At 37.2% G+C, this 22,515-nt stretch carries 19 protein-coding genes; 18 read left to right on the top strand and 1 reads right to left on the bottom strand.

The genetic code is table 11. The features are described 5' to 3' along the window. Positions 1-66: 66 nt before the first annotated feature. The 7 genes from ystJ (at position 67) to H0173_RS19490 (ending at position 7,336) form a co-directional block, all read left to right on the top strand. Positions 67-1,305, top strand: coding sequence for an NADP-dependent malic enzyme (gene ystJ / locus H0173_RS19520; protein ID WP_221848439.1), 1,239 nt, complete (start codon positions 67-69; stop codon positions 1,303-1,305). Positions 1,306-1,373: 68 nt separating this feature from the next. After that, positions 1,374-1,937 carry a FadR/GntR family transcriptional regulator gene (locus tag H0173_RS19515; RefSeq protein ID WP_396021279.1) on the top strand — a complete coding sequence of 188 codons (564 nt, stop codon included), beginning with the start codon at positions 1,374-1,376 and terminating at the stop codon, positions 1,935-1,937. A gap of 153 nt (positions 1,938-2,090) precedes the next feature. Continuing rightward, positions 2,091-2,960: an acetyl-CoA carboxylase, carboxyltransferase subunit beta gene (gene accD / locus H0173_RS19510; protein ID WP_221848438.1), complete on the top strand. Its 870-nt coding sequence runs from the start codon at positions 2,091-2,093 to the stop codon at positions 2,958-2,960. Beyond that, positions 2,954-3,931, top strand: coding sequence for an acetyl-CoA carboxylase carboxyl transferase subunit alpha (accA, locus tag H0173_RS19505; protein WP_221848437.1), 978 nt, complete (start codon positions 2,954-2,956; stop codon positions 3,929-3,931). The genes accD and accA overlap by 7 nt, the downstream gene beginning before the upstream one ends. A 257-nt stretch (positions 3,932-4,188) precedes the next feature. Continuing rightward, positions 4,189-5,148: a 6-phosphofructokinase gene (gene pfkA / locus H0173_RS19500; RefSeq protein WP_221848436.1), complete on the top strand. Its 960-nt coding sequence runs from the start codon at positions 4,189-4,191 to the stop codon at positions 5,146-5,148. A gap of 29 nt (positions 5,149-5,177) precedes the next feature. After that, positions 5,178-6,938: a pyruvate kinase gene (gene pyk / locus H0173_RS19495; protein ID WP_221848435.1), complete on the top strand. Its 1,761-nt coding sequence runs from the start codon at positions 5,178-5,180 to the stop codon at positions 6,936-6,938. An 11-nt stretch (positions 6,939-6,949) separates the two neighbouring features. Beyond that, a complete protein-coding gene (locus H0173_RS19490) occupies positions 6,950-7,336 on the top strand; it encodes an FxsA family protein (RefSeq protein WP_221848434.1) in 387 nt (128 codons plus the stop codon). 59 nt (positions 7,337-7,395) lie between these two features. On the opposite strand, the gene ytvI is transcribed toward H0173_RS19490, so the two are convergent. Beyond that, positions 7,396-8,511, bottom strand: coding sequence for a sporulation integral membrane protein YtvI (gene ytvI / locus H0173_RS19485; RefSeq protein ID WP_221848433.1), 1,116 nt, complete (start codon positions 8,509-8,511; stop codon positions 7,396-7,398). A 308-nt stretch (positions 8,512-8,819) separates the two neighbouring features. Here ytvI and H0173_RS19480 point away from each other — a divergent pair, with 308 nt between their 5' ends. From H0173_RS19480 to mutM, 11 genes are all read left to right on the top strand, one after another. Continuing rightward, positions 8,820-9,281, top strand: a complete 462-nt coding sequence (locus H0173_RS19480) for a DUF441 domain-containing protein (protein WP_221848432.1) — start codon at positions 8,820-8,822, stop codon at positions 9,279-9,281. 422 nt (positions 9,282-9,703) lie between these two features. Next, complete coding sequence (citZ, locus tag H0173_RS19475) at positions 9,704-10,822, top strand: citrate synthase (RefSeq protein ID WP_221848431.1); 1,119 nt, start codon at positions 9,704-9,706, stop codon at positions 10,820-10,822. A gap of 300 nt (positions 10,823-11,122) precedes the next feature. Then, a complete protein-coding gene (gene icd / locus H0173_RS19470) occupies positions 11,123-12,394 on the top strand; it encodes an NADP-dependent isocitrate dehydrogenase (protein ID WP_221848557.1) in 1,272 nt (423 codons plus the stop codon). 124 nt (positions 12,395-12,518) lie between these two features. Continuing rightward, positions 12,519-13,457, top strand: a complete 939-nt coding sequence (gene mdh, locus H0173_RS19465) for a malate dehydrogenase (protein ID WP_221848430.1) — start codon at positions 12,519-12,521, stop codon at positions 13,455-13,457. 177 nt (positions 13,458-13,634) lie between these two features. Then, positions 13,635-14,111, top strand: coding sequence for a MaoC/PaaZ C-terminal domain-containing protein (locus H0173_RS19460; RefSeq protein WP_221848429.1), 477 nt, complete (start codon positions 13,635-13,637; stop codon positions 14,109-14,111). 207 nt (positions 14,112-14,318) lie between these two features. Next, a complete protein-coding gene (locus H0173_RS19455) occupies positions 14,319-15,035 on the top strand; it encodes a response regulator transcription factor (protein WP_221848428.1) in 717 nt (238 codons plus the stop codon). Further along, complete coding sequence (pnpS, locus tag H0173_RS19450) at positions 15,032-16,798, top strand: two-component system histidine kinase PnpS (RefSeq protein WP_221848427.1); 1,767 nt, start codon at positions 15,032-15,034, stop codon at positions 16,796-16,798. Before H0173_RS19455 ends, pnpS begins: the two co-directional genes overlap by 4 nt. A 231-nt stretch (positions 16,799-17,029) precedes the next feature. Continuing rightward, positions 17,030-17,995, top strand: coding sequence for an FtsH protease activity modulator HflK (gene hflK / locus H0173_RS19445; protein WP_221848426.1), 966 nt, complete (start codon positions 17,030-17,032; stop codon positions 17,993-17,995). Further along, positions 17,992-18,924: a protease modulator HflC gene (hflC, locus tag H0173_RS19440; protein ID WP_221848425.1), complete on the top strand. Its 933-nt coding sequence runs from the start codon at positions 17,992-17,994 to the stop codon at positions 18,922-18,924. The genes hflK and hflC overlap by 4 nt, the downstream gene beginning before the upstream one ends. An 87-nt stretch (positions 18,925-19,011) precedes the next feature. Next, the gene (polA, locus tag H0173_RS19435; protein WP_221848424.1) at positions 19,012-21,642 is read left to right on the top strand and encodes a DNA polymerase I; all 2,631 of its coding nucleotides are present in this window, start codon (positions 19,012-19,014) and stop codon (positions 21,640-21,642) included. A 26-nt stretch (positions 21,643-21,668) separates the two neighbouring features. Then, entirely contained in the window at positions 21,669-22,496 is an 828-nt protein-coding gene (mutM, locus tag H0173_RS19430) for a DNA-formamidopyrimidine glycosylase (protein ID WP_221848423.1), read from the top strand. Positions 22,497-22,515: the final 19 nt, after the last annotated feature.

Here is a 22,515-nt window from a genome sequence, read left to right as displayed (position 1 = left end):
AATGTGCGCTAATATTACATACGGATAGTTGCTATTTCCAAAAGCAATCCTAAGGAGTGAATGGACATGACCTTACGTGAAGAAGCTCTTCATATGCATAGAGTAAACCAAGGTAAACTTGAATCAAAATCTAAAGTACTAGTGAGAGACGCAAGAGACTTAAGTCTTGCATATTCTCCTGGTGTAGCGGAACCTTGTAAAGAAATTTACGATAAGCCAGAATCTGTATATGAATATACAATGAAGGGCAATATGGTAGCAGTCGTATCAGATGGTACAGCTGTACTAGGGCTTGGAAATATTGGGCCGGAAGCTGCGCTGCCAGTTATGGAAGGGAAAGCTGTCTTATTTAAGAGTTTTGCTGGAGTAGATGCTTTCCCAATCTGCTTAAATACAACTGATATCGATAAAATTGTAGAAACTGTTAAATTACTAGAGCCTACATTTGGCGGTGTTAATCTAGAAGATATTGCTGCTCCCAATTGTTTTACAATCGAAGAGCGTTTAAAGAAAGAAGCGAATATTCCTGTATTCCATGACGATCAACATGGGACTGCCATTGTAACGGTAGCAGGATTGGTAAATGCTTTAAAGATTACAGGCAAAAAAATGAACGAAATCCGCGTTGTTGCCAATGGTGCAGGTGCAGCAGGAATTGCGATTATTAAGCTTCTATACACTTATGGTGTTAGAGATATTATAATGTGTGATACAAAAGGCGCTATTTATGAAGGCCGTCCGCATGGAATGAATGACGTTAAAAACGATGTTGCTAAATATACGAATCGTGACAAGTTAAGCGGCAGTCTTGCTGATGTAATTAAAGGTGCTGATGTTTTCATCGGTGTATCGGCTGCAGGGGCATTAACTGCTGATATGGTTAGCTCGATGAATCAAGATCCAATTATTTTTGCAATGGCAAACCCAAATCCTGAAATCATGCCTGAAGAAGCAAAAGCGGCAGGCGCAGCAGTTATCGGGACAGGAAGATCTGATTTCCCTAACCAAGTAAATAATGTGCTTGCATTCCCAGGTATTTTCCGTGGAGCTTTAGATGTAAGAGCAACTCATATTAACGAAAAAATGAAAATTGCAGCAGTAGAAGCTATTGCAAGTTTGATTTCAGAAGATGAGTTAACTGCTGAATATGTTATTCCAGGACCTTTTGATCCTAGAGTGGCACCAGAAGTCGCAGCAGCAGTAGCAAAAGCGGCAATGGAAACAGGAGTAGCTAGAATAAAATTGGATCCAGAAGAGGTTAAAGAGAAAACAAGAAAGCTCGCAGTTATTGGGAAAAGTGAGTGACTTTTTACGTGAATCCAAATGGGCAAGATTCAAAGGTTTATGTTGAAATTGTTAAACAGCTCAGACTGATGATCGAGCAAGAGGGTCTGAAGCCTGGAGATAAATTACCTTCCGAAAGAGAATTGTGTGAGCGCCTGATTGTTGGGCGCTCTTCCGTTCGTGAGGCCCTTAGAGCACTAGAACTACTAGGACTAATCGAAACGAGAAGAGGGGAAGGCACATTTATCCGTGACTTTAAAGGTCACCAGCTAGTTCAACTGATCAGCACCTTTATTCTTCAGGATGATAAAGCTAAAAGGGATATTGCGGAAACAAAATTTTCTATTGAAATGAACTGTTTATCACTTATGCTAACAAAATCGAAGGATAGTCTTTTGCAAGACTTTAAATTATGGGCAGAAACTGTTCATTTTTCCGATGATGATTTTTTTCTAAAAGTAGCACAACTTGCAGATAATCATTTGTTGCTGCGTCTTTGGACAATCTTAAAAGATTATTATAATTCCTTGAGAATTCCCAAGGTGGACTCACCAAGGCAGAAATATATATATATTATTGATAAAATAATAATGAGGCAAGAATCAGAGGTTAGGGAAGCTTATAAAGAGTTTAGAAACTTGTCGAATAGTTAACGACAGATTTCTGCATAATTCACAACTCTTTTAATCTATATTGATAATGGAAAGACAAGCTGATCCTGCACTCTATTATTTATAACAAAAGTGGTCTGACCACTTTTTGTTGTTAAATGATGCACTGTTATATATAGAACGGGAGGTTTCACCTTGCTTAAAGAGATTTTTACTAAACCAAAAAAGAAGAAATATGCGACAATCCCTACGGAAGCAGCCAAGCAGGATGTTCCCGAAGGAATTATGACAAAGTGTCCAAACTGTAAAAAAATAATGTATACGAAAGAATTAATGAAAAATGTAAAGGTTTGTTTACATTGTCAATACCATCATGCTATGAATTCAAAAGAACGGCTTGATAGCTTTCTGGATGAGGGCAGCTTTGAAGAACTAAATGCAGGTATGATTTCAGAAAATCCGTTAAATTTTCCTGATTATCTAGAAAAACTTGAAAAAGATAGGAAAAAGTCAGGAATTAATGAGGCAGTTGTGACAGGTATTGGAGCTGTTGATGGTCATAAAATCGTTGTGGCTATTATGGATTCTACGTTCAGAATGGGCAGTATGGGATCTGTTGTTGGAGAGAAAATCACGCTTGCAATAGAAAAGGCGGATGAACTATCCGTTCCATTTATTATTTTTACAGCATCTGGCGGAGCACGAATGCAGGAAGGTGTACTAAGCCTAATGCAGATGGCGAAAACGAGTGTAGCTCTTAAGAGATTTAGTGATAATGGAGGGTTAATTATCTCCATCATGACTCACCCAACCACTGGAGGAGTTTCAGCAAGCTTTGCATCTTTAGGGGATTATAATTTAGCCGAACCTGGTGCGTTAATTGGCTTTGCTGGAAGAAGAATTATTGAGCAAACAATCCGGGAAGAACTGCCTGAAGACTTCCAAACTGCTGAATTTTTATTGAAGCATGGACAATTGGATGCCGTTATTTCAAGACTTGATTTGAAAGAGCAAATTGCAACCATTCTTTCTATTCATCAACAAGGGGGTGACCTCGAATGGTAGGAGAACTAGAATTTGAGCGTCCGGTTATTGAATTAAGAAAAAAAATAGCCGAGCTAAAGGAATTTACTAAAAATGCAGATGTCGATTTAACTGCTGAAATTGAAAAATTAGAATCTCGCTTAGAAAAATTGGAAAAAGAGATATATGAAAACATGAAACCGTGGGATCGTGTGCAAATTGCTCGTCACCCTGGTCGTCCTACGACATTGGATTATATTTCTCGTATTTTCACTGACTTTTTTGAATGCCATGGCGATCGTACATTTGGCGATGATGAGGCAATTGTAGGAGGAATAGCCAAATTTAAAGGGCTGCCTGTTACCGTTATTGGCCATCAGCGTGGGAAGGACACGAAGGAAAATATTCGTCGGAATTTTGGTATGCCTCATCCCGAGGGATATCGTAAAGCTTTAAGACTAATGAAGCAGGCAGAAAAATTCAGACGCCCAATTATTTGCTTTATAGATACAAAAGGGGCTTACCCTGGAAAAGCTGCTGAGGAACGTGGGCAAAGTGAAGCCATTGCCAGAAATTTATTCGAAATGGCAAGCCTAAGAGTACCGGTAATTTGCATTGTTATTGGTGAAGGCGGAAGCGGAGGGGCATTAGCTTTAGGCGTTGGAAATCATGTTCATATGCTCGAGAATTCAACATATTCCGTTATCTCTCCTGAAGGAGCTGCTGCTATTTTATGGAAGGATGCAACTCAGGCAAAGAAAGCAGCTGAAAGTATGAGAATAACAGCTCCTGATCTTAAAGAATTAGGAATTGTGGATGAGATCATTCCTGAGGTTAAAGGCGGAGCTCATAAAGGCACAGAAATGCAGGCGCAGTATATTGATGAAATTCTGTTTAAATCACTTAAAGAACTAAAAGCATTATCTGAAGATGAGCTTATTATCCATCGATATGATAAGTATAAATCCATTGGTGAATTTTCTAATTTAAAGGAATTTATCGGGGTAAAATAGGAACGTGCTTCAATAGCATGTTCTTTTTTTAATTTTAGACTAGCAAAAAAATATTTTCTTTCATTCATTCAAAGACTTTGATGTAGTTGTGATGATAGTATCTTCATGGTATTTTAGAAGTAAGCCCTATCAGTAAATTCAATAAATTCCCTTTTTGAAGGCAAAATTGTCTATCGTTTACATATTTTGATAGCACTTCCCATTATTTTTTCAAGATAATGATTTTGAATATATAAATAAGTATTTGAGGTGAAAGTGTGAAAAGAATAGGAGTACTTACAAGCGGCGGAGATTCCCCTGGCATGAACCCAGCCATTCGTGCCGTAGTCCGAAAGGCGATTTATCATGACGTAGAGGTTTTTGGAATTTATGGAGGGTATTCAGGGCTAATAGGCGGGAATATTAAAAAACTGGAGCTAGGATCAGTTGGAGATATTATTCATCGTGGCGGTACGATCCTCTATTCAGCACGATGCGAGGAATTTAAAACAAAAGAGGGGCAGCAAAAAGGAATTCAGCAGCTGCAAAAACATGGAATTGAAGGGTTAGTTGTCATCGGAGGAGATGGTTCCTACCATGGAGCTAGATCGCTGTCCGAGCAAGGATTTCCATGTATTGGCGTCCCGGGAACAATTGATAATGACATTGCTGGAACACAATATACAATTGGATTCGATACGGCTACTAATACGGTAATCGATGCGATTGATAAAATTCGTGACACAGCCACTTCTCACGAACGCACATTTATTATTGAAGTGATGGGAAGAAATGCTGGAGATATCGCTCTTTGGGCTGGTTTAGCAGGTGGAGCAGAAACAATCATAATACCTGAAGAGAATTTTAACATGGATGAGATTGCAGGAAGGTTAATAAAGGGACATGCACGGGGAAAAAGACATAGTATTATTATTGTGGCAGAAGGTGTAATGACGGGAATGGAATTTGCGAGGCAGCTTGAAGAGGCCACAAATTTTGATACGCGAGTTTCTGTTTTGGGACATATGCAGCGTGGAGGTTCTCCTACTGCCTTTGACCGTGTACTTGCTAGCCGTTTTGGTGCACGTGCAGTAGAGCTCTTGCTTGAGGGCAAAGGAGGACGTGCTGTAGGAATTCAGAACAACATTGTAGTGGATCATGATTTAAATGATATCCTAAGCACCAAACACACTGTAGATCTTAGTATTTACAAGTTATCAAAAGAGCTATCAATATAACAGTTTCGATAAATTGGAGGAGGAATATTATGCGAAAAACAAAGATTGTATGTACAATTGGACCGGCAAGTGAAAGTATTGAAAAGTTAACTCAGTTAATTGAGGCTGGTATGAATGTAGCACGGTTAAATTTTTCTCATGGAAATTATGAAGAGCACGGACAGAGGATTCAAAATATTCGTGAGGCAGCTGGGAGAACAGGGAAAACAGTTGCGATCCTATTAGATACGAAGGGGCCGGAAATTCGCACACATAATATGAAAAATGATGCAATCGAATTAAAGGCTGGAAATGAAATCATTGTTTCTATGATTGAAGTTGAAGGAACTGATGAAAAGTTTTCTGTTACCTATGAAGACTTAATAAATGACGTTGAGGTTGGATCAAAAATCCTTCTTGATGACGGCCTAATTGGGCTTGAAGTGACAAAAATTGATAAACCAGCAAAAGAAATACATACAGCTATATTAAATGGCGGAGTCCTGAAAAATAAAAAGGGTGTCAATGTACCGGGAGTTTCAGTAAATTTACCTGGGATAACGGATAAGGATGCTCAGGACATCTTATTTGGAATTCAACAAAAGATTGATTTTATTGCCGCATCTTTTGTTCGAAGAGCTTCTGATGTACTTGAAATAAGACAGTTATTAGAAAGCAATGAGGCCGATTATATTCAAATCATCCCAAAAATTGAAAATCAGGAAGGCGTCGAAAATATCGATGAAATCCTTGAGGTTTCTGATGGACTTATGGTAGCTAGAGGAGATTTAGGAGTAGAAATCCCAGCAGAGGAAGTCCCTTTAGTACAAAAACAATTAATTAAAAAATGCAATGCACAAGGCAAGCCTGTTATCACTGCGACTCAAATGCTAGATTCTATGCAGCGTAATCCTCGGCCAACACGTGCTGAAGCAAGTGATGTAGCCAATGCAATCTTTGATGGAACAGATGCTATCATGCTTTCAGGGGAAACAGCCGCAGGATTATATCCTGTTGAAGCGGTTCAAACGATGCATAATATTGCTTCTCGTGCAGAATCAGCTTTACCACATAAAGAAATTCTTTCTAATCGCAGCAAGGATAATGAACATAACGCAACAGATGCCATTGGTGAATCAGTTGCACATACAGCACTTAATCTTGATGTTAATGCAATCATCACTCCAACTGAAAGCGGTCATACAGCAAGGATGATTTCAAAATATCGTCCAAAAGCACCAATTGTTGCTGTCACTTCAAACGATTATGTTTCACGCCGTCTAGCCCTTGTTTGGGGAGTTTACCCGCAAATTGGAAGGAAAGCATCTACAACCGATGACATGCTTGATACAGCAGTTGAAGAAAGCCTCAATAGCGGTATCGTCTCTTCTGGGGATCTAGTTGTCATAACTGCGGGTGTCCCAGTAGGAGAGGCAGGTACAACAAACTTGATGAAAATCCATGTCGTTGGGGATATTCTAGTGAAAGCTCAAGGAATCGGCAGAAAATCAGCTTTTGGTAAGGTAGTTGTTGCTCGTAATGCTGAGGAAGCAAACGCTAAAGTGACGCAAGGCTCCATTTTAGTGACAATTGGTTCGGACCGTGAAATGGTGCCGGCTATTGAGAAATGCAGTGCTCTTATAACAGAAGAAGGCGGACTAACAAGCCATGCGGCTGTTGTGGGATTGAATATTGGTATTCCAGTAATTGTTGGTGTGGAAAATGCCATAACGTTATTTAAGGATGGTCAGGAAATAACTGTCGATTCCAACCGAGGTGTGATTTATAACGGACATGCTAGTGTTTTGTAAAAGGTAGCAGCATGCGTTATCTATTACTATTGATTATTGCGGTGCCAGCGGCTGAAATTAGTGTACTCCTTCTATCAAGTAATATAATCGGGGTGTGGCCAACAATTGGAATCATCCTATTTACAGGTATTTTAGGCGCCTATCTTGCTAAGAAACAAGGTCTTGAAACAATAAAAAGAGCTCAAGATCAGCTTACGTACGGCCAAATGCCTGGTGATGCGATTTTAGATGGAATTTGTGTTTTAGTCGGAGGAACCTTGCTATTAACTCCAGGATTTATTACAGACATTACCGGTTTCCTTATGCTAGCTCCGCCGACAAAAAGGTTCTTTAAGAAGCTTATCATTAATTGGTTTCGAAAATGGATCGATAGAAATACAGTTACGATTATAAAATAATGCCATATAATGAAAAGGTCATTCCATAACTGGAATGACCTTTTCTAGCAAGGATAAAATTAAACCTCTTTCCCTTTAATGAACACCCATAAATCACGAAATACATTTGCTTTATGCAAGGTAGAGACAATAACCAGAGTAACAGGACCAACGATTAAACCTAAAAAACCAATGAGCTTAAATCCAACAAACAAGGCAATTAGAGTAGCTAAAGGATCGAGTCCAATATTGGAAGAAAGGATTTTTGGTTCCATAATTTGGCGCTGTACTAAAACAATTGTATATAATACACCTATGCCGATGGCTGTCCCTACATCCCCTGTAACTGCTGCATAAATAATCCACGGTACAAAAATCAGCCCAGTTCCTAAATATGGGATTATATCAACGATACCAGCAATAAGTGCAATTGTAATTGCATAATCTACACGAAGGATTAATAACCCGACTAGTATTATGACCGTCGAAATCGAAATAAGTGTTGCTTGTGCTTTTACAAATCCAAACAATGCCTTTTTTAAATCTGCAAAAACGGTTCTGCCACTTGCTTTTGCTCGGTTTGGTAAGAGCGATCCCGCCATGGATGATAGTTTATACCAGTCCTTACTAATAAAGAATGTCCCAAGTAAGGAAAAAATAAGAACAGTTGCTGCATTAGGAAACCATGATAAAATATTTGGTATTTTTCCAAAAAAGTTTTGGATAAATGTCCCTAGCGTTGAACCTATCCTCTTTCCGACATTCTGAATATTCTCCATAATGGTGCCTTGCTGTCCGGTGTCTAGATTATTAAATAAACTTGTTAATTGATTATAAAAAGGAATGATCTGGCCTGCAAAAAATTGCTCAATATAATCAATGAGTGTTTCTAAGTGATCTGGGACTACTCTTGCTAAGTATTCTGCTCCAGATACTAATTCAGCAATTAATAGAGTGATAAGTCCAGCAAAGATAGCAATAAGCAAAATAATACTTGTTAATACCGCCAGAACACGAGGCATTCGCCATTTAATTTCTAGAAAGTTTACGAGAGGATTAATTAGGAATGCTATCGCAAAACCAATTAAAAAAGGATAAGTCACTTTGGATATATAAAAACATCCTACTAAAAGCAATAGGGTGAATCCAATGACGAATATTAATCTCAGCGTCCGATAAATATATACTGGATTCAAACAGGTACCTCCTTAGTAATGTTAATCATTAGTTTCATTTGAACTCGAATCTCTATGTAGAATATTCTACCATTTCCATAATATGATATCATCTTATTTGGAATATCAATCTTCTCAGTAGGGCCTTCTATTTAATACGCTTTAAAAGCTAAAAGGATTCTTTTTATTTCATTATATTGACTAAATTTCTATTAAGTATATGGTTCTTTTATCACCAACTTGCTAGTTCAAATGGTAGAGTTAATATATTTTTATATAGTAAAAAATTATGTTAGAATAATACCTAAGATTGGAAGGATGGAAATTATTTGTTTTCCCAACCTGTGATATTTTTATTACTGTTATTATTAATAGGCATTATTGCTAAAAATCAATCCATACTAATTGCTGTTATTGTACTTTTGATTCTTAAAGCTGTCGGATTTGATTCTAAAGGTTTTTCATTTTTGCAATCAAAAGGGATTAACTGGGGAGTTATAATAATTACAATTGCTGTTCTCGCTCCAATTGCAAGCGGAGAAATAGGATTTAAGGATTTGACAGCTGCATTCAAGTCACCATATGCATGGATTGCATTAATTTCAGGAATGGTAGTAGCACTATTGGCAAAAGGCGGAATCTCATTGCTGGCAAAAGATCCTCATATTACAACAGCTTTAGTGCTAGGCACTATTTTGGCGGTTTCTCTTTTTAAGGGAGTGGCGGTAGGTCCATTAATAGGAGCTGGCATTGCATATATGGCTATGAAAGTTTTTGAATTCTTTAAATAAGTATGTTTAAGGCATATTAAAGGAAAAATACTAGTTAAGGATGTATTGAGTAAAAAAAGTGTTTGTTATTCCAATTATTTCTTAAATATAAGAAATATTAATAAAGCGCAATAAGAAAAACTTATGCCTTTCTAAAAAAATATTAATTTTTTCTTATTTTTCGCCGTGTTGGCATTCACAAATATCAGAGAATTGTTTATAATAGGACATGATAATGCATCCTTTTACAAAATGCTTATTTTAGAGAAGTAATGGAAATAATTTTGCTTTTCTACTATTATTTCTACATATTTATTATAGAATGGAAATGTAAGCATTTTCATACTGTGTAGCGACCGAGCATTTGCTCGGCAGAATATTAAAAGTATGTTTAACGACAGTCGGGTATGGGGAAATTTTATAATGTAAAGGAGAGAGTCAGTATGACAGTTACACGCGGTCTTGAAGGGGTAGTTGCTACAACATCATCTATCAGTTCTATCATTGATGATACATTAACTTATGTTGGTTATGATATTGATGATTTAGCAGAAAATGCAAGTTTTGAAGAAGTGATTTATCTTCTGTGGCATCGAAAGCTTCCAACTCAATCCGAATTAGAGGAGTTAAAGAATCAATTAGCTGAGAATGCTGAATTGCCAAAAGAAGTATTGGAACATTTTAAAATGTACCCAATTAACAAAGTGCACCCAATGGCTGCTTTACGCACAGCTGTTTCTCTTTTAGGATTATACGATGAAGAAGCAGATTTAATGGATAAAGAATCCAATTACAAAAAAGCAGTTCGTCTGCAAGCAAAAATGCCTGCACTTGTAACAGCTTTTTCTAGAATTAGAAAAGGCCTTGAACCAATTGCACCTCGTAAGGATCTTGGTTTTGCAGCTAATTTCTTATATATGTTATCTGGAAAAGAACCTGAAGCAATTGCAATTGAAGCATTTAATAAAGCGTTAGTTCTTCATGCTGACCACGAATTAAATGCATCAACATTTACTGCACGTGTTTGTGTAGCTACATTATCAGATGTTTATTCTGGTGTTACTTCTGCAATTGGAGCTCTAAAAGGACCTTTACATGGCGGAGCTAACGAAGCAGTTATGAATATGCTAACTGAGATTGCTACTCTTGAAAATGTTGAGCCATATGTTCGCGGAAAGCTTGAAAATAAAGAAAAAATCATGGGCTTTGGACACCGCGTTTACCGTAAAGGTGATCCACGTGCTAAGCATTTAAAAGCTATGTCACAAAAGTTAACTGAGTTAACAGGAGAACCTCAATGGTACGAAATGTCAACTAAAATTGAAAACATCGTAACTGGTGAGAAGAACCTTCCGCCAAACGTTGATTTCTATTCAGCTTCTGTATACCATAGCTTAGGAATTGATCACGATTTATTTACGCCAATCTTTGCTGTAAGCCGTGTGTCAGGCTGGCTTGCTCATATTCTAGAGCAATATGATAACAACCGTCTAATCCGCCCTCGTGCAGAATATACAGGTCCTGGCATGCAAAAATATGTTCAAATTGAGCAAAGAGGGTAATTTTCAACATTAAAATGATTTAGATATTGTAGGCTCTGTTAATCTAATTGTTGTTTTAAAGTTTTGTTGATAAGAGCAGAGGGCAAAGCCCTGAAGCGGAAATCAATAAGACTGTATAGCAAGTTTAGATATTTACAATACAGGGAATATTACTTTCGAAGTAAAAAATACTGTAATAATTAAAGCAGAGAAAGGTTAGGGGCATTTGCCTTCTAACCTTTGATTCTGATATATAGCAATGACAGCCCTATATAGGCAAAAAGCCAGAGGGATCAGCGCTTTTAAAAAATGGAGGGAAAAATCATGCAAGGTGAAAAAATCACGGTTACTAATGGTGTATTAAACGTTCCAAATAATCCAATTGTTCCTTTTATTGAAGGAGACGGTACAGGTCCAGATATTTGGGCTTCTGCTTCAAGAGTATTAGATGCTGCTGTAGAAAAAGCTTACAAAGGCGAGCGCAAAATCGAGTGGAAAGAAGTATTAGCTGGAGAAAAAGCTTTTAATCAAACTGGCGAATGGCTTCCTTCTGAAACTCTAGATGTAATTAATGAGTACCTTATCGCAATCAAAGGCCCATTAACAACTCCAATTGGCGGCGGAATCCGTTCTCTAAACGTAGCACTTCGCCAAGAATTAGACCTTTTTGTATGCTTACGTCCAGTACGCTGGTTTGAAGGTGTTCCTTCACCGGTTAAGCGTCCGCAAGATACAGATATGGTAATCTTCCGTGAAAACACTGAAGATATCTATGCTGGTATTGAGTATGCTAAAGGATCTGATGAAGTGAAGAAATTAATTTCTTTCCTTCAAAATGATTTAGGCGTAAATAAAATCCGTTTCCCAGAAACATCTGGTATTGGAATTAAGCCAGTTTCTGAAGAAGGAACTAGCCGTTTAGTACGTGCTGCGATTGAGTATGCGATTAAAGAAGGCCGCAAATCTTTAACATTAGTACATAAAGGCAATATTATGAAATTTACTGAAGGTGCCTTTAAAAACTGGGGTTATGAGCTTGCAGAAAGAGAATACGGAGATAAAGTATTCACTTGGGCACAATATGACCGCATTAAGGAAGCTGAAGGCACTGAAGCTGCTAATAAAGCTCAAGCAGATGCAGAAGCTGCTGGCAAAATTATTGTTAAGGATGCAATTGCTGATATCTTCTTACAGCAAATCCTTACTCGTCCAAAAGAGTTCGATGTTGTTGCAACAATGAACTTAAATGGTGACTATATTTCTGATGCTCTTGCTGCACAAGTTGGTGGTATAGGAATTGCTCCAGGAGCAAATATTAACTATGTAACTGGTCATGCAATCTTCGAAGCTACACATGGAACAGCTCCAAAGTATGCTGGCTTAGACAAAGTTAACCCATCATCAGTTATTCTATCTGGTGTATTAATGCTAGAACACTTAGGCTGGAATGAAGCTGCTAACATGATTGTAAAATCAATGGAGAAAACAATTGCATCAAAAGTTGTTACTTATGACTTTGCCCGCTTAATGGAAGGTGCAACTGAAGTGAAGTGTTCTGAATTTGGTGATGAATTAATTAAAAACATGGAATAATATATATATTAGAGGCTGCAACTGAAGGTTCGAAAGGCTATTAAAAACGCTTTTTAGTCCTAGGCGTTGCAGCCTCTTTCACATATTTGACTTTGCACGAAAATTTCTAAGGGAGGGACTCAAGTTGTCATTAAAACGCAAAAAGATTTCCGTTATTGGCAGTGGATTTACAGGAGCTACGACAGCGTTTTTATTAGCCCAAAAAGAGCTTGGCGATGTTGTTTTAGTTGATATTCCGCAAATGGAGAACCCCACAAAAGGTAAAGCTTTAGACATGCTTGAAGCAAGTCCTGTTCAAGGCTTTGATGCAAACATTACAGGCACAGCTAACTATGCAGATACTGCCCAGTCTGATATTGTGGTTGTTACCGCAGGTATTGCCCGAAAGCCGGGCATGAGCCGTGATGATTTAGTGCAAACAAACCAAAAAATAATGAAGAGTGTTGCACAGGAGATTGTAACGCATTCCCCTGACTGTTTTGTTGTCGTATTAACAAACCCTGTAGATGCAATGACTTATACTATTTTTAAAGAAACAGGCTTCCCTAAAAATCGTGTAATTGGCCAATCTGGTGTACTGGATACTGCTCGTTTCCGCACCTTTGTTGCTCAGGAATTAAATCTTTCAGTGAAAGATATTACAGGATTCGTTCTTGGCGGACATGGTGATGATATGGTTCCTTTAGTGCGTTATTCATATGCAGGAGGCATTCCGCTAGAAACATTAATTTCTAAAGATCGACTTGATGCAATTGTTGAACGTACACGTAAAGGCGGCGGAGAAATCGTAAACCTTCTAGGAAACGGTAGTGCATATTATGCTCCAGCGGCTTCTCTAGTTGAAATGTGTGAAGCTATTCTTAAAGACCAGCGCCGTGTACTTCCATCGATCGCTTACTTAGAAGGCGAATACGGCTATGAAGGAATTTATTTAGGAGTGCCAACGATCCTTGGCGCTAACGGTATAGAGAAAGTGATTGAGCTAGAATTGACTGCAGATGAGAAAGCTGCTCTTGACAAGTCAGCTGAAGCTGTTCGCAATGTCATGGCTGTTTTAACATAATTATCATAATTATTATGAGTTCGGAGGGATGCCTTTCGAACTTTTTTTCTTTTTTTAAACGTCTTTGCCCGTCATGATTAAGAGTGGTATAATTGTGAAATAAACGCAATAATTTGAATTTGACGGTTATAAACTGTTTGTTTGAAAACGTTTACATAATTATGGAGGTGCAACAAATTGTTATTAGGCAAAAAGCGAAAATTAGGCAGACAAATAGAGGAAATTAATGTCGGGGAAAAATTGACTTTAACAGAAAAAATCGAGGATAAAGATTTGCTTCTCTATTTAGGACTGACAAATGATGCAAACCCTCTGTACATTCAGCATGATTATGCATCACAAACTCCATATAAAAGGCCGATTGTACCAAGCATTATGTTAAATGGGATTATCAATTCAGCAATATCAAAATATTTACCTGGCCCCGGTTCTCATATTTTAAAGCAGGAAATTGATTATGTTAAACCCGTTTTTCATTATGGAACGGTTCAATTTCTATTTGAAGTTACAGAAGTGAGCAAAAGCAGCCATACTATACAAATACAAGTGCAAGGCACGAATGAAGAGGATGAAACAGTTATAAAAGGAACATTACTTGTATGCCCGCCCCACCGGATTCATGCTATGGATGGGAATACTCTTGATAATTTCTAAATTTTTTAAAAAAAGACATATGCATGTTCATATGTCTTTTCCTATTGAAACAGGAATATCCTTGTTACATTTTAGCCTGCAGTATATATTATAGATAGGATGAAGTAAGGGGTTTTTTTATAAGCTTAGAAGTCAATTGTCTCATGAAGGATTGTCCCTTCATGTCTTAAAGCTTATCTAGGGGAATACCGATTAACGGAGGCTGCTATGCAGAAGAAAATTTTAGTTGTTGATGATGAGCAATCGATTCTTACTTTATTAGAGTACAATTTAAAACAGGCCGGATATGAAGTCATGACTGCGATGGACGGTGATACAGGGAAAAACCTTGCAATTTCTGACGAGCCAGATTTAATTGTGCTTGATCTCATGCTTCCAAAGATGGATGGAATTGAAGTTTGTAAGGAATTGCGTCAAGAAAGAGTCATGACCCCTATTTTAATGCTGACTGCAAAGGATGATGAGTTCGATAAAGTGCTTGGATTGGAATTGGGTGCAGACGATTATATGACGAAGCCCTTTAGTCCAAGAGAAGTGGTAGCGAGGGTAAAGGCTATTTTGAGACGGACACAAATTTTATCAGAGACAATGGAAAAAACGGAAGAGGTATTAGATTATATTCAAATTGTTGGATTGAAAATCTTTCCGGATCAATATGAAGCCTATTTTGAAGAGAAGCTTCTGGAATTGACGCCGAAGGAATTTGAACTTCTCTTATATTTAGCAAAGAATAAGGGGCGTGTCCTAACAAGGGATCAGCTCCTAAGTGCTGTATGGAATTATGATTTTGCTGGAGATACTCGGATTGTCGATGTTCATATTAGCCATTTAAGAGAAAAAATTGAGCAAGATACGAAAAAGCCAATATATATTAAAACCATCCGTGGTTTAGGATATAAACTTGAGGAGCCTAAAGGAGAATGACGAAGTTTCGGTCGCGGCTCCTGTTCGGGTTAATTACTTTAATATTAGCTGTTCTAATTGGACTTGGTGTTTTATTAGGACAGCTTTTTAAAAGTTACTATTTAAATACCTTTGATGAACGGCTGAAAAAAGAAAGTGTTTTAATTTCAAGCTTTATTGAAGATGAGGGTGGCATTCAATCAATTAATGAGGAAGATATTCGAAAATATAGCCAGATGCTGGATGCTAGGGTTACGATTGTAAACGAGTCTGGTGCGATTATTTATGATAGCGGACAGATAAAGGAAATGAGTAATGAGCTCCATGAATCAACGATTAGGGATTTGATAACTCGAAAAGGGACTAATCACCACTTGATTGAAAATGTTGGTGAGCATGACCTCCATTATTATTGGAAACCAATTACTCACCTTGAGAAAATTGAAGGGTTTATTTTCTTAAGTACTCATATGGCGGAAATTAATAATGCCTATAAGCAAATTTGGAAGCTGCTTTCAATTAGTGTAGGTTTTTCTTTTTTAGTGATTTTGTTAATAGGCAGCAGAATGACAGCACGTTATACAAAACCGATTGAAGCGGCTACAAAGACAGCAATCGAGCTCGCCAAGGGAAACTATCGAGCACGTACATATGAAGATCATATTAATGAAACCGGGATGCTTAGTGCTTCTATTAATGTGCTCGCAAGAAATCTGCAAGAAATGAGAAAGACCCAAGAAATGCAGCAGGACAGACTGACAGCTCTGATTGAAAATATGGGGAGCGGTTTAATTTTAATAGATAGTAGAGGTTTTATAAGTATGGTGAATCGTACTTATAAAGAAATATTTAAAATAAATTCTTCTGAGTACGTAAATAAACTTTATTATCAAGTCATTGAACATAGGGAAGTTATTTCTTTAATTGAAGAAATTTTTATGACAGAAGAAATAGTAAAAAAACAACTAATTATTTCACTTGGAAATAGAAGAAGACATTTTGAAGTGTATGGCGTGCCGATCATTGGAACAAATGATGTTTGGAAAGGTGTATTATTAGTATTCCATGATATTACAGATATTAAGAAACTGGAGCAAATGAGAAAAGACTTTGTAGCAAATGTTTCACATGAATTAAAAACACCGATCACATCCATTAAAGGTTTTTCAGAAACACTTTTAGATGGAGCCATGGAGGATAAGGAGTCTTTAGAAGCATTTTTAAAAATTATTCTTCAGGAAAGTGATCGATTACAATCACTCGTTCATGATTTGTTAGACCTATCAAAAATTGAACAGCAAAGTTTTAATTTATCTATTAAGCAATACAATATTTCAGATACTCTTGAAGAAGTTCTTGCTATATTAAAACAAAAAGCTGTTGAGAGAGAAATTCATATTACGCTTGAAAAAGGGAATGACCCAATCCTTATTGAAGCGGATGCAGACAGACTGAAACAAATTTTCTTAAACTTAATTAACAATGCTTTAACATATACTCCTTCTGGGGGAAGGATTTCTATTAATTTGAGCGAGTCAAAAACTAAAGTGTTTATTAAAATAAAGGACACTGGAATTGGCATTGATAAAGAAGAAATCCCTCGTATTTTCGAACGCTTTTATCGAGTAGATAAAGCTCGCAGCAGAAATTCAGGAGGTACCGGCTTAGGGCTTGCTATAGTAAAGCATTTAATCGAGGCCCATAAAGGTGAAATATCTGTTGAAAGTAAAATAGGGGAAGGAACAATATTTTTTATTGAGCTAAACAAAAAATTTCCAAAATGATAATTCGGGTGAAGAAGGGGACTGTCATTTTTACAAGTTCTTAACATTAAGCAAATTTTTGCTTAATATTTCCTTGTTACAATTAAAAATGAAGAACCCCTTCATCCAAAGTGAAGAAAAAAAGACGAAAGCTAACCCCGCTTTCGTCTTTTTTCGCAATAAAAATGAAACCTTTATCTTTCATGGTTCGTATTAAATGTAAACGAAATGTAATAGGGGAGGGGAGAGATTATGGTCAGCTTTAAAAAAATATATACAGTTACTGGCCTTGTCCTGCTTATAATTATTTTAGGTATTGTTGCCTTAACTACCTGGTATACAGTAGACGAATCTGATCAGGCTGTCATATTAACATTTGGGAAGGTTGAAGAAGGAATAACTGAGCCTGGACTTCATTTTAAATTGCCTTGGCCAATTCAAAGTGTAGAAAAGGTGTCGAAAGAAACATTCAGCCTTCAGTTTGGATATGAACAAAAAGACGGGAAAATGAAGGATTTTCCAGAAGATACAAAGATGATTACTGGCGATGAATATATTGTTCTCGCAGATTTAGTCGTCCAATGGAAAATTACAAATCCTGAGAAATATTTATACAATGCACAAAATCCTCAAGAAATTCTTTATGATGCTACATCAGCTTCATTAAGAAGTATTATTGGGAACTCGTTAATTGATGATGCTCTAACTTCAGGAAAGGCAGAAATTGAGGGGAATGTGAGAGAGTTATTATCCTCTTTAATTGAGAAATATGATTTAGGGATTTCTATTCTTGCAGTAAAGCTTCAAGATGTAGAGCTTCCAAATGAAGAAGTGCGGAAAGCCTTCACAGACGTAACAGATGCACGTGAAACAGCTGATACGAAAAAAAATGAAGCTAATAAATACGTGAATCAACGGATGAATGAGGTAAAAGGGGAAGAGGCAGCTCTTATGTCTAAAGCACAAGGAGAAAGAGCGGCCCGTATAGAAAAAGCGCGTGGAGATGTTGCGGTATTCAATAAAATCTATGAAGAATACCGTAAAAATCCTGAAATTACAAAGGAACGTCTTGTGCTTGAAACGTTAGATCAGGTACTGCCTAATGCTGAAATTTATATTATGAATGATGATGGAAATACGATGAAATATTTTCCGATCCGTCCGCTTGAAAAAGAACTTCCAAAAGAAAAAGAGGAAGGAAGTGGAGATAAAAAATGAGTGAAAATATTGTAAATATTAATGAACATGGCAGAAAACAATTCGAATGGAAAAAGTATACGAAGGGCGGTATATTTTTAGTTATCTTTCTAATTTTACTTGGTATCCTATTGAGCAATCTTTTTATAGTAAAAGAAGGAGAATTTAAAGTCATCCGTCAATTCGGAGAGGTCGTCAAAATTATTGATGAGCCGGGATTAAATTATAAAATTCCTTTCGTGCAAAGTGTGTCGACACTGCCTAAATATCAATTAACATATGATGTATCCGAAGCTGAGATAAACACAAAGGATAAAAAGAGAATGATCATTGATAATTATGCGGTGTGGAGAATAGCCGACCCGAAAAAAATGATAGCAAATGCTCGAACTTTGGAAAGTGCAGAGTCGAGAATGGAAGAATTCATCTACTCTGTCACTCGGGCAGAGCTTGGACGTTTAAATTATGAAGAAATCATTAATGATGAGAAATCATCCCGCGGATCATTAAACGATCAAATTACCGCAAAAGTAAATGAATTATTACAAAATGATAATTACGGAATTATTGTCACAGATGTTAGAATTAAACGAACAGATTTACCACCTGACAATGAGCAATCGGTATACACAAGAATGATCTCTGAACGTCAATCAACAGCTCAACAATACTTATCAAAGGGCGACGCTGAAAAAAATAAAATTATTGCGGACACTGATAAGCAGGTTAGAGAAATTCTCGCTAAAGCTCAGGCTGATGCTGAAGAAATAAGAGCTGATGGGGAGTCTCAAGCTGCTAAAATATATAATGAAGCATTTTCTAAAGATCCAAGCTTCTATTCGCTTTTCCGTACACTGGAATCATATAAAAAGACAATTAATGGTGAAACCGTTATCGTATTGCCATCTGATTCACCATATGCCCGCTTGTTAATGGGATATCCTAACTAATATAAGAACCGTTATTTTTCTTTCTTTGTTTTATCATGGTAAAATAAAGAGAGAAAATAACGGTTTTTTTAATGAGGTGGACTTAATTTGAAAAAGTTGGTATTAATTGACGGCAATAGTATTGCGTATCGGGCATTTTTTGCATTGCCGCTGTTGAATAATGATAAAGGTGTACATACAAATGCTGTTTATGGATTTACGATGATGCTAACAAAAATTTTGGAGGAGGAGAAACCTTCACATATTCTAGTGGCTTTTGATGCAGGAAAAACAACATTCCGCCATCAAACGTTTAGTGAGTATAAAGGTGGAAGACAAAAAACACCGCCTGAATTATCGGAGCAATTTCCGTTCATTCGGGAACTGCTGGATGCATATAGAATACGTCATTATGAATTGGAGAACTATGAAGCAGATGATATTATAGGGACTTTATCGCTTCAGGCTGAAAATGATGGCTTTGAGGTAAAAGTGATCTCAGGAGATAAAGATTTAACCCAGCTTAGTTCGGATAAAACAACAGTAGCGATTACCCGAAAAGGAATTACAGATATTGAGGAGTATACACCAGAACACATCAATGAAAAGTATGGAATTACTCCAGAACGAATTATTGATATGAAAGGGTTAATGGGAGACAGCTCTGATAATATTCCAGGTGTGCCGGGTGTCGGAGAGAAGACTGCACTGAAATTGCTTCAAGAGTACGGAACATTGGAGGAACTGCTCTCATCAATTGATAAAGTGAGCGGGCAGAAGCTGAAGGAAAAGCTTGAAGAGTTTAAAGATCAGGCCTTAATGAGTAAAGAGCTGGCTACGATCACAAGAGAGGCGCCTATTGGTATCCGGTTAAATGAAATTGAATATGAAGGAATTGAAAGAGAGAAGGTTGTCGGTATTTATAAAGAGCTAGGATTTAACTCTTTATTAGACAAGCTCGGTGATCATCCAGCAGATCATGAAGAAGACCATTTAGAAGAAATTGATTTTACCATTGTTGAAGAAATAACAGAAGATATTTTTTCTCGTGAAAATTCATTTTATGTAGAGGTTTTAGAGGACAATTACCATTATGCTGATATTATCGGTTTTTCAGTAGCAAATGAAAAAGGTATTTTTTATATTCCAGTTGACAAAGCACTAACCTCACCCGTTTTTAAACAGTGGGCTGAAGATGAAAACAATACAAAAATTGTTTACGATGGAAAACGATCAGAGGTTTCATTAAGACATCACGGAATTCATTTGTCAGGAATCACATTTGATTTGCTTATTGCATCATATTTAATTAATCCTTCTGAAACGATTGATGATGTGAGCTCAGTAGCCAAAACTCATGGCTATGTTTCTATTCAGTCTGATGAGGTTTTTTATGGAAAGGGAGCAAAAAGAAGGATTCCTGAACAATCAGCTCTTGCTGAACATCTTTCCAGAAAAGCTGATGTCCTATTAACCTTGAGGGATAAGCTGGATAAGGAGCTAAAGGATAATCAGCAGGACGACTTATTCTATGAGCTAGAAATGCCTCTTTCTCTCATATTAGCAGATATGGAATCAACAGGAATAAAAATGGACCTGAATCGATTAAAAGGTATGGGCGAAGAAATTCTAGCAAAGCTTGAAGAAATTGAAACGAGAATTCACGAATTAGCAGGAGAAAAGTTTAATATTAATTCACCTAAACAGCTTGGTGTAATTTTATTTGATAAATTAGGCTTGCCTGTCTTCAAAAAAACAAAAACAGGCTATTCCACTTCTGCAGATGTCCTTGAAAAGCTTGAGCAGGATCATGAAATTATTAAGGAAATTCTAAATTATCGCCAGCTTAGTAAGCTTCAATCGACTTATATTGAGGGCTTGTTAAACATTGTTAATAAAGAAAATGAAAAAGTTCATACGAGATTTAACCAAGCACTTACGCAAACAGGAAGATTAAGCTCAACAGATCCTAATCTTCAAAATATCCCTATTCGACTCGAAGAAGGGAGAAAAATTAGGCAAGCATTCATTCCATCTGAAAAAGATTGGGTAATCTTTGCAGCTGACTACTCACAAATTGAGCTAAGAGTACTTGCTCATATAGCGGGTGATGAAAAGCTAATCGATGCATTTAAGCATGATATGGATATTCATACGAAGACAGCTATGGAGGTCTTTCATGTTTCAGAGGATGAAGTAACTTCCAATATGAGAAGGCATGCGAAGGCCGTAAACTTTGGGATTGTGTATGGAATTAGTGATTATGGTCTTTCACAAAGCTTAGGGATAAATAGAAAAGAAGCGGGCCAATTTATTAGCCGTTACTTAGAAAGTTATCCGGGAGTGAAGCAATATATGGATGATATTGTTCACGACGCCAAACAAAAAGGTTATGTTTCAACATTGCTTCATCGAAGAAGATACCTTCCGGAAATTACAAGCCGTAACTTTAACATCCGCAGCTTTGCCGAACGAACAGCGATGAACACGCCTATTCAAGGAAGTGCTGCTGATATTATTAAGAAGGCCATGATTGATATGGCTAATCGTTTAAAGCAAGAAAACTTAAGATCACGGCTTTTGCTTCAGGTTCACGATGAATTAATTTTTGAAGCACCAGAGGATGAAATTGAAAAGCTAAAGAAAATGGTGCCTGAAGTGATGGAAAATGCCATTGAATTACTGGTACCTTTAAAAGTCGATTATTCTTACGGTCCGACATGGTTCGATGCTAAATAGATGAGATAGAAACAGGGGGTGATACCATGCCTGAATTACCAGAGGTGGAAACGATCCGCCGCACATTAGATGAATTAATTATGAAGAAGACGATTGACCATGTTTCTGTTTTTTGGCCAAAAATAGTCAAGCATCCAGGAGAAGCATCACAATTTAAAGATGCCTTAGTCGGTCAGACCTTTACTGGAACTGGGCGCAGAGGGAAGTTTCTTATCTTATATACTAGTGATTTTGCTCTCGTTTCTCATTTACGGATGGAAGGAAAGTATGGCCTATTCCAGAAGACAGACGAGGTAGACAAGCATACTCATGTCATCTTTCATTTTACAGATGGAACGGAGCTTCGTTATAAGGATGTTCGTAAATTTGGCACGATGCATTTATATCTAAAAGGTCAGGAATTTAATTCCCTGCCTCTTTCACAATTGGGGCCCGAACCATTTTCAGAGGCTTTTACGAAAGAAATGCTGGCTGAAAAATTATCGAAAACAAAAAGAAATGTAAAAGCAGCTCTCCTCGATCAAAAGGTGGTAGTTGGTCTTGGGAATATTTATGTTGATGAAGCATTATTTCGGGCACGCATTCACCCAGAGAGACCTGCTGACAGCTTAGATGATGCAGAAGTGACAAAATTGCACGAAGAAATTATTGCAACATTGTCTGAAGCAGTTGAAAAAGGGGGAAGTACGATTCGGTCGTATATTAACTCCCAAGGACAAATCGGGATGTTTCAGCTCGAGCTTTTAGTATATGGAAGAAGAGGGGAAGATTGCAAAGTATGCGGCAGCCCCTTGGAAAGAATTATTTCAGGAGGCAGGGGCACCGTTTTTTGCCCATCCTGCCAAAGAGGATAAACTCATAAACTCGCCAATT

The organism is Bacillus sp. S/N-304-OC-R1 (assembly GCF_019749375.1).
Classification (GTDB): domain Bacteria; phylum Bacillota; class Bacilli; order Bacillales; family Cytobacillaceae; genus Cytobacillus.
This window is presented reverse-complemented; position numbering and strand designations above follow the sequence as displayed.

Excerpts from the sequence above, each read along its gene's own strand:
- pyk (WP_221848435.1), top strand. The coding sequence starts at position 5,178 with ATGCGAAAAACAAAGATTGTATGTACAATTGGACCGGCAAGTGAAAGT.
- H0173_RS19455 (WP_221848428.1), top strand. The coding sequence starts at position 14,319 with ATGCAGAAGAAAATTTTAGTTGTTGATGATGAGCAATCGATTCTTACT.
- mutM (WP_221848423.1), top strand. The coding sequence starts at position 21,669 with ATGCCTGAATTACCAGAGGTGGAAACGATCCGCCGCACATTAGATGAA.
- pnpS (WP_221848427.1), top strand. The coding sequence starts at position 15,032 with ATGACGAAGTTTCGGTCGCGGCTCCTGTTCGGGTTAATTACTTTAATA.
- H0173_RS19515 (WP_396021279.1), top strand. The coding sequence starts at position 1,374 with ATGATCGAGCAAGAGGGTCTGAAGCCTGGAGATAAATTACCTTCCGAA.
- citZ (WP_221848431.1), top strand. The coding sequence starts at position 9,704 with ATGACAGTTACACGCGGTCTTGAAGGGGTAGTTGCTACAACATCATCT.
- ystJ (WP_221848439.1), top strand. The coding sequence starts at position 67 with ATGACCTTACGTGAAGAAGCTCTTCATATGCATAGAGTAAACCAAGGT.
- H0173_RS19490 (WP_221848434.1), top strand. The coding sequence starts at position 6,950 with ATGCGTTATCTATTACTATTGATTATTGCGGTGCCAGCGGCTGAAATT.
- accA (WP_221848437.1), top strand. The coding sequence starts at position 2,954 with ATGGTAGGAGAACTAGAATTTGAGCGTCCGGTTATTGAATTAAGAAAA.
- hflK (WP_221848426.1), top strand. The coding sequence starts at position 17,030 with ATGGTCAGCTTTAAAAAAATATATACAGTTACTGGCCTTGTCCTGCTT.
- hflC (WP_221848425.1), top strand. The coding sequence starts at position 17,992 with ATGAGTGAAAATATTGTAAATATTAATGAACATGGCAGAAAACAATTC.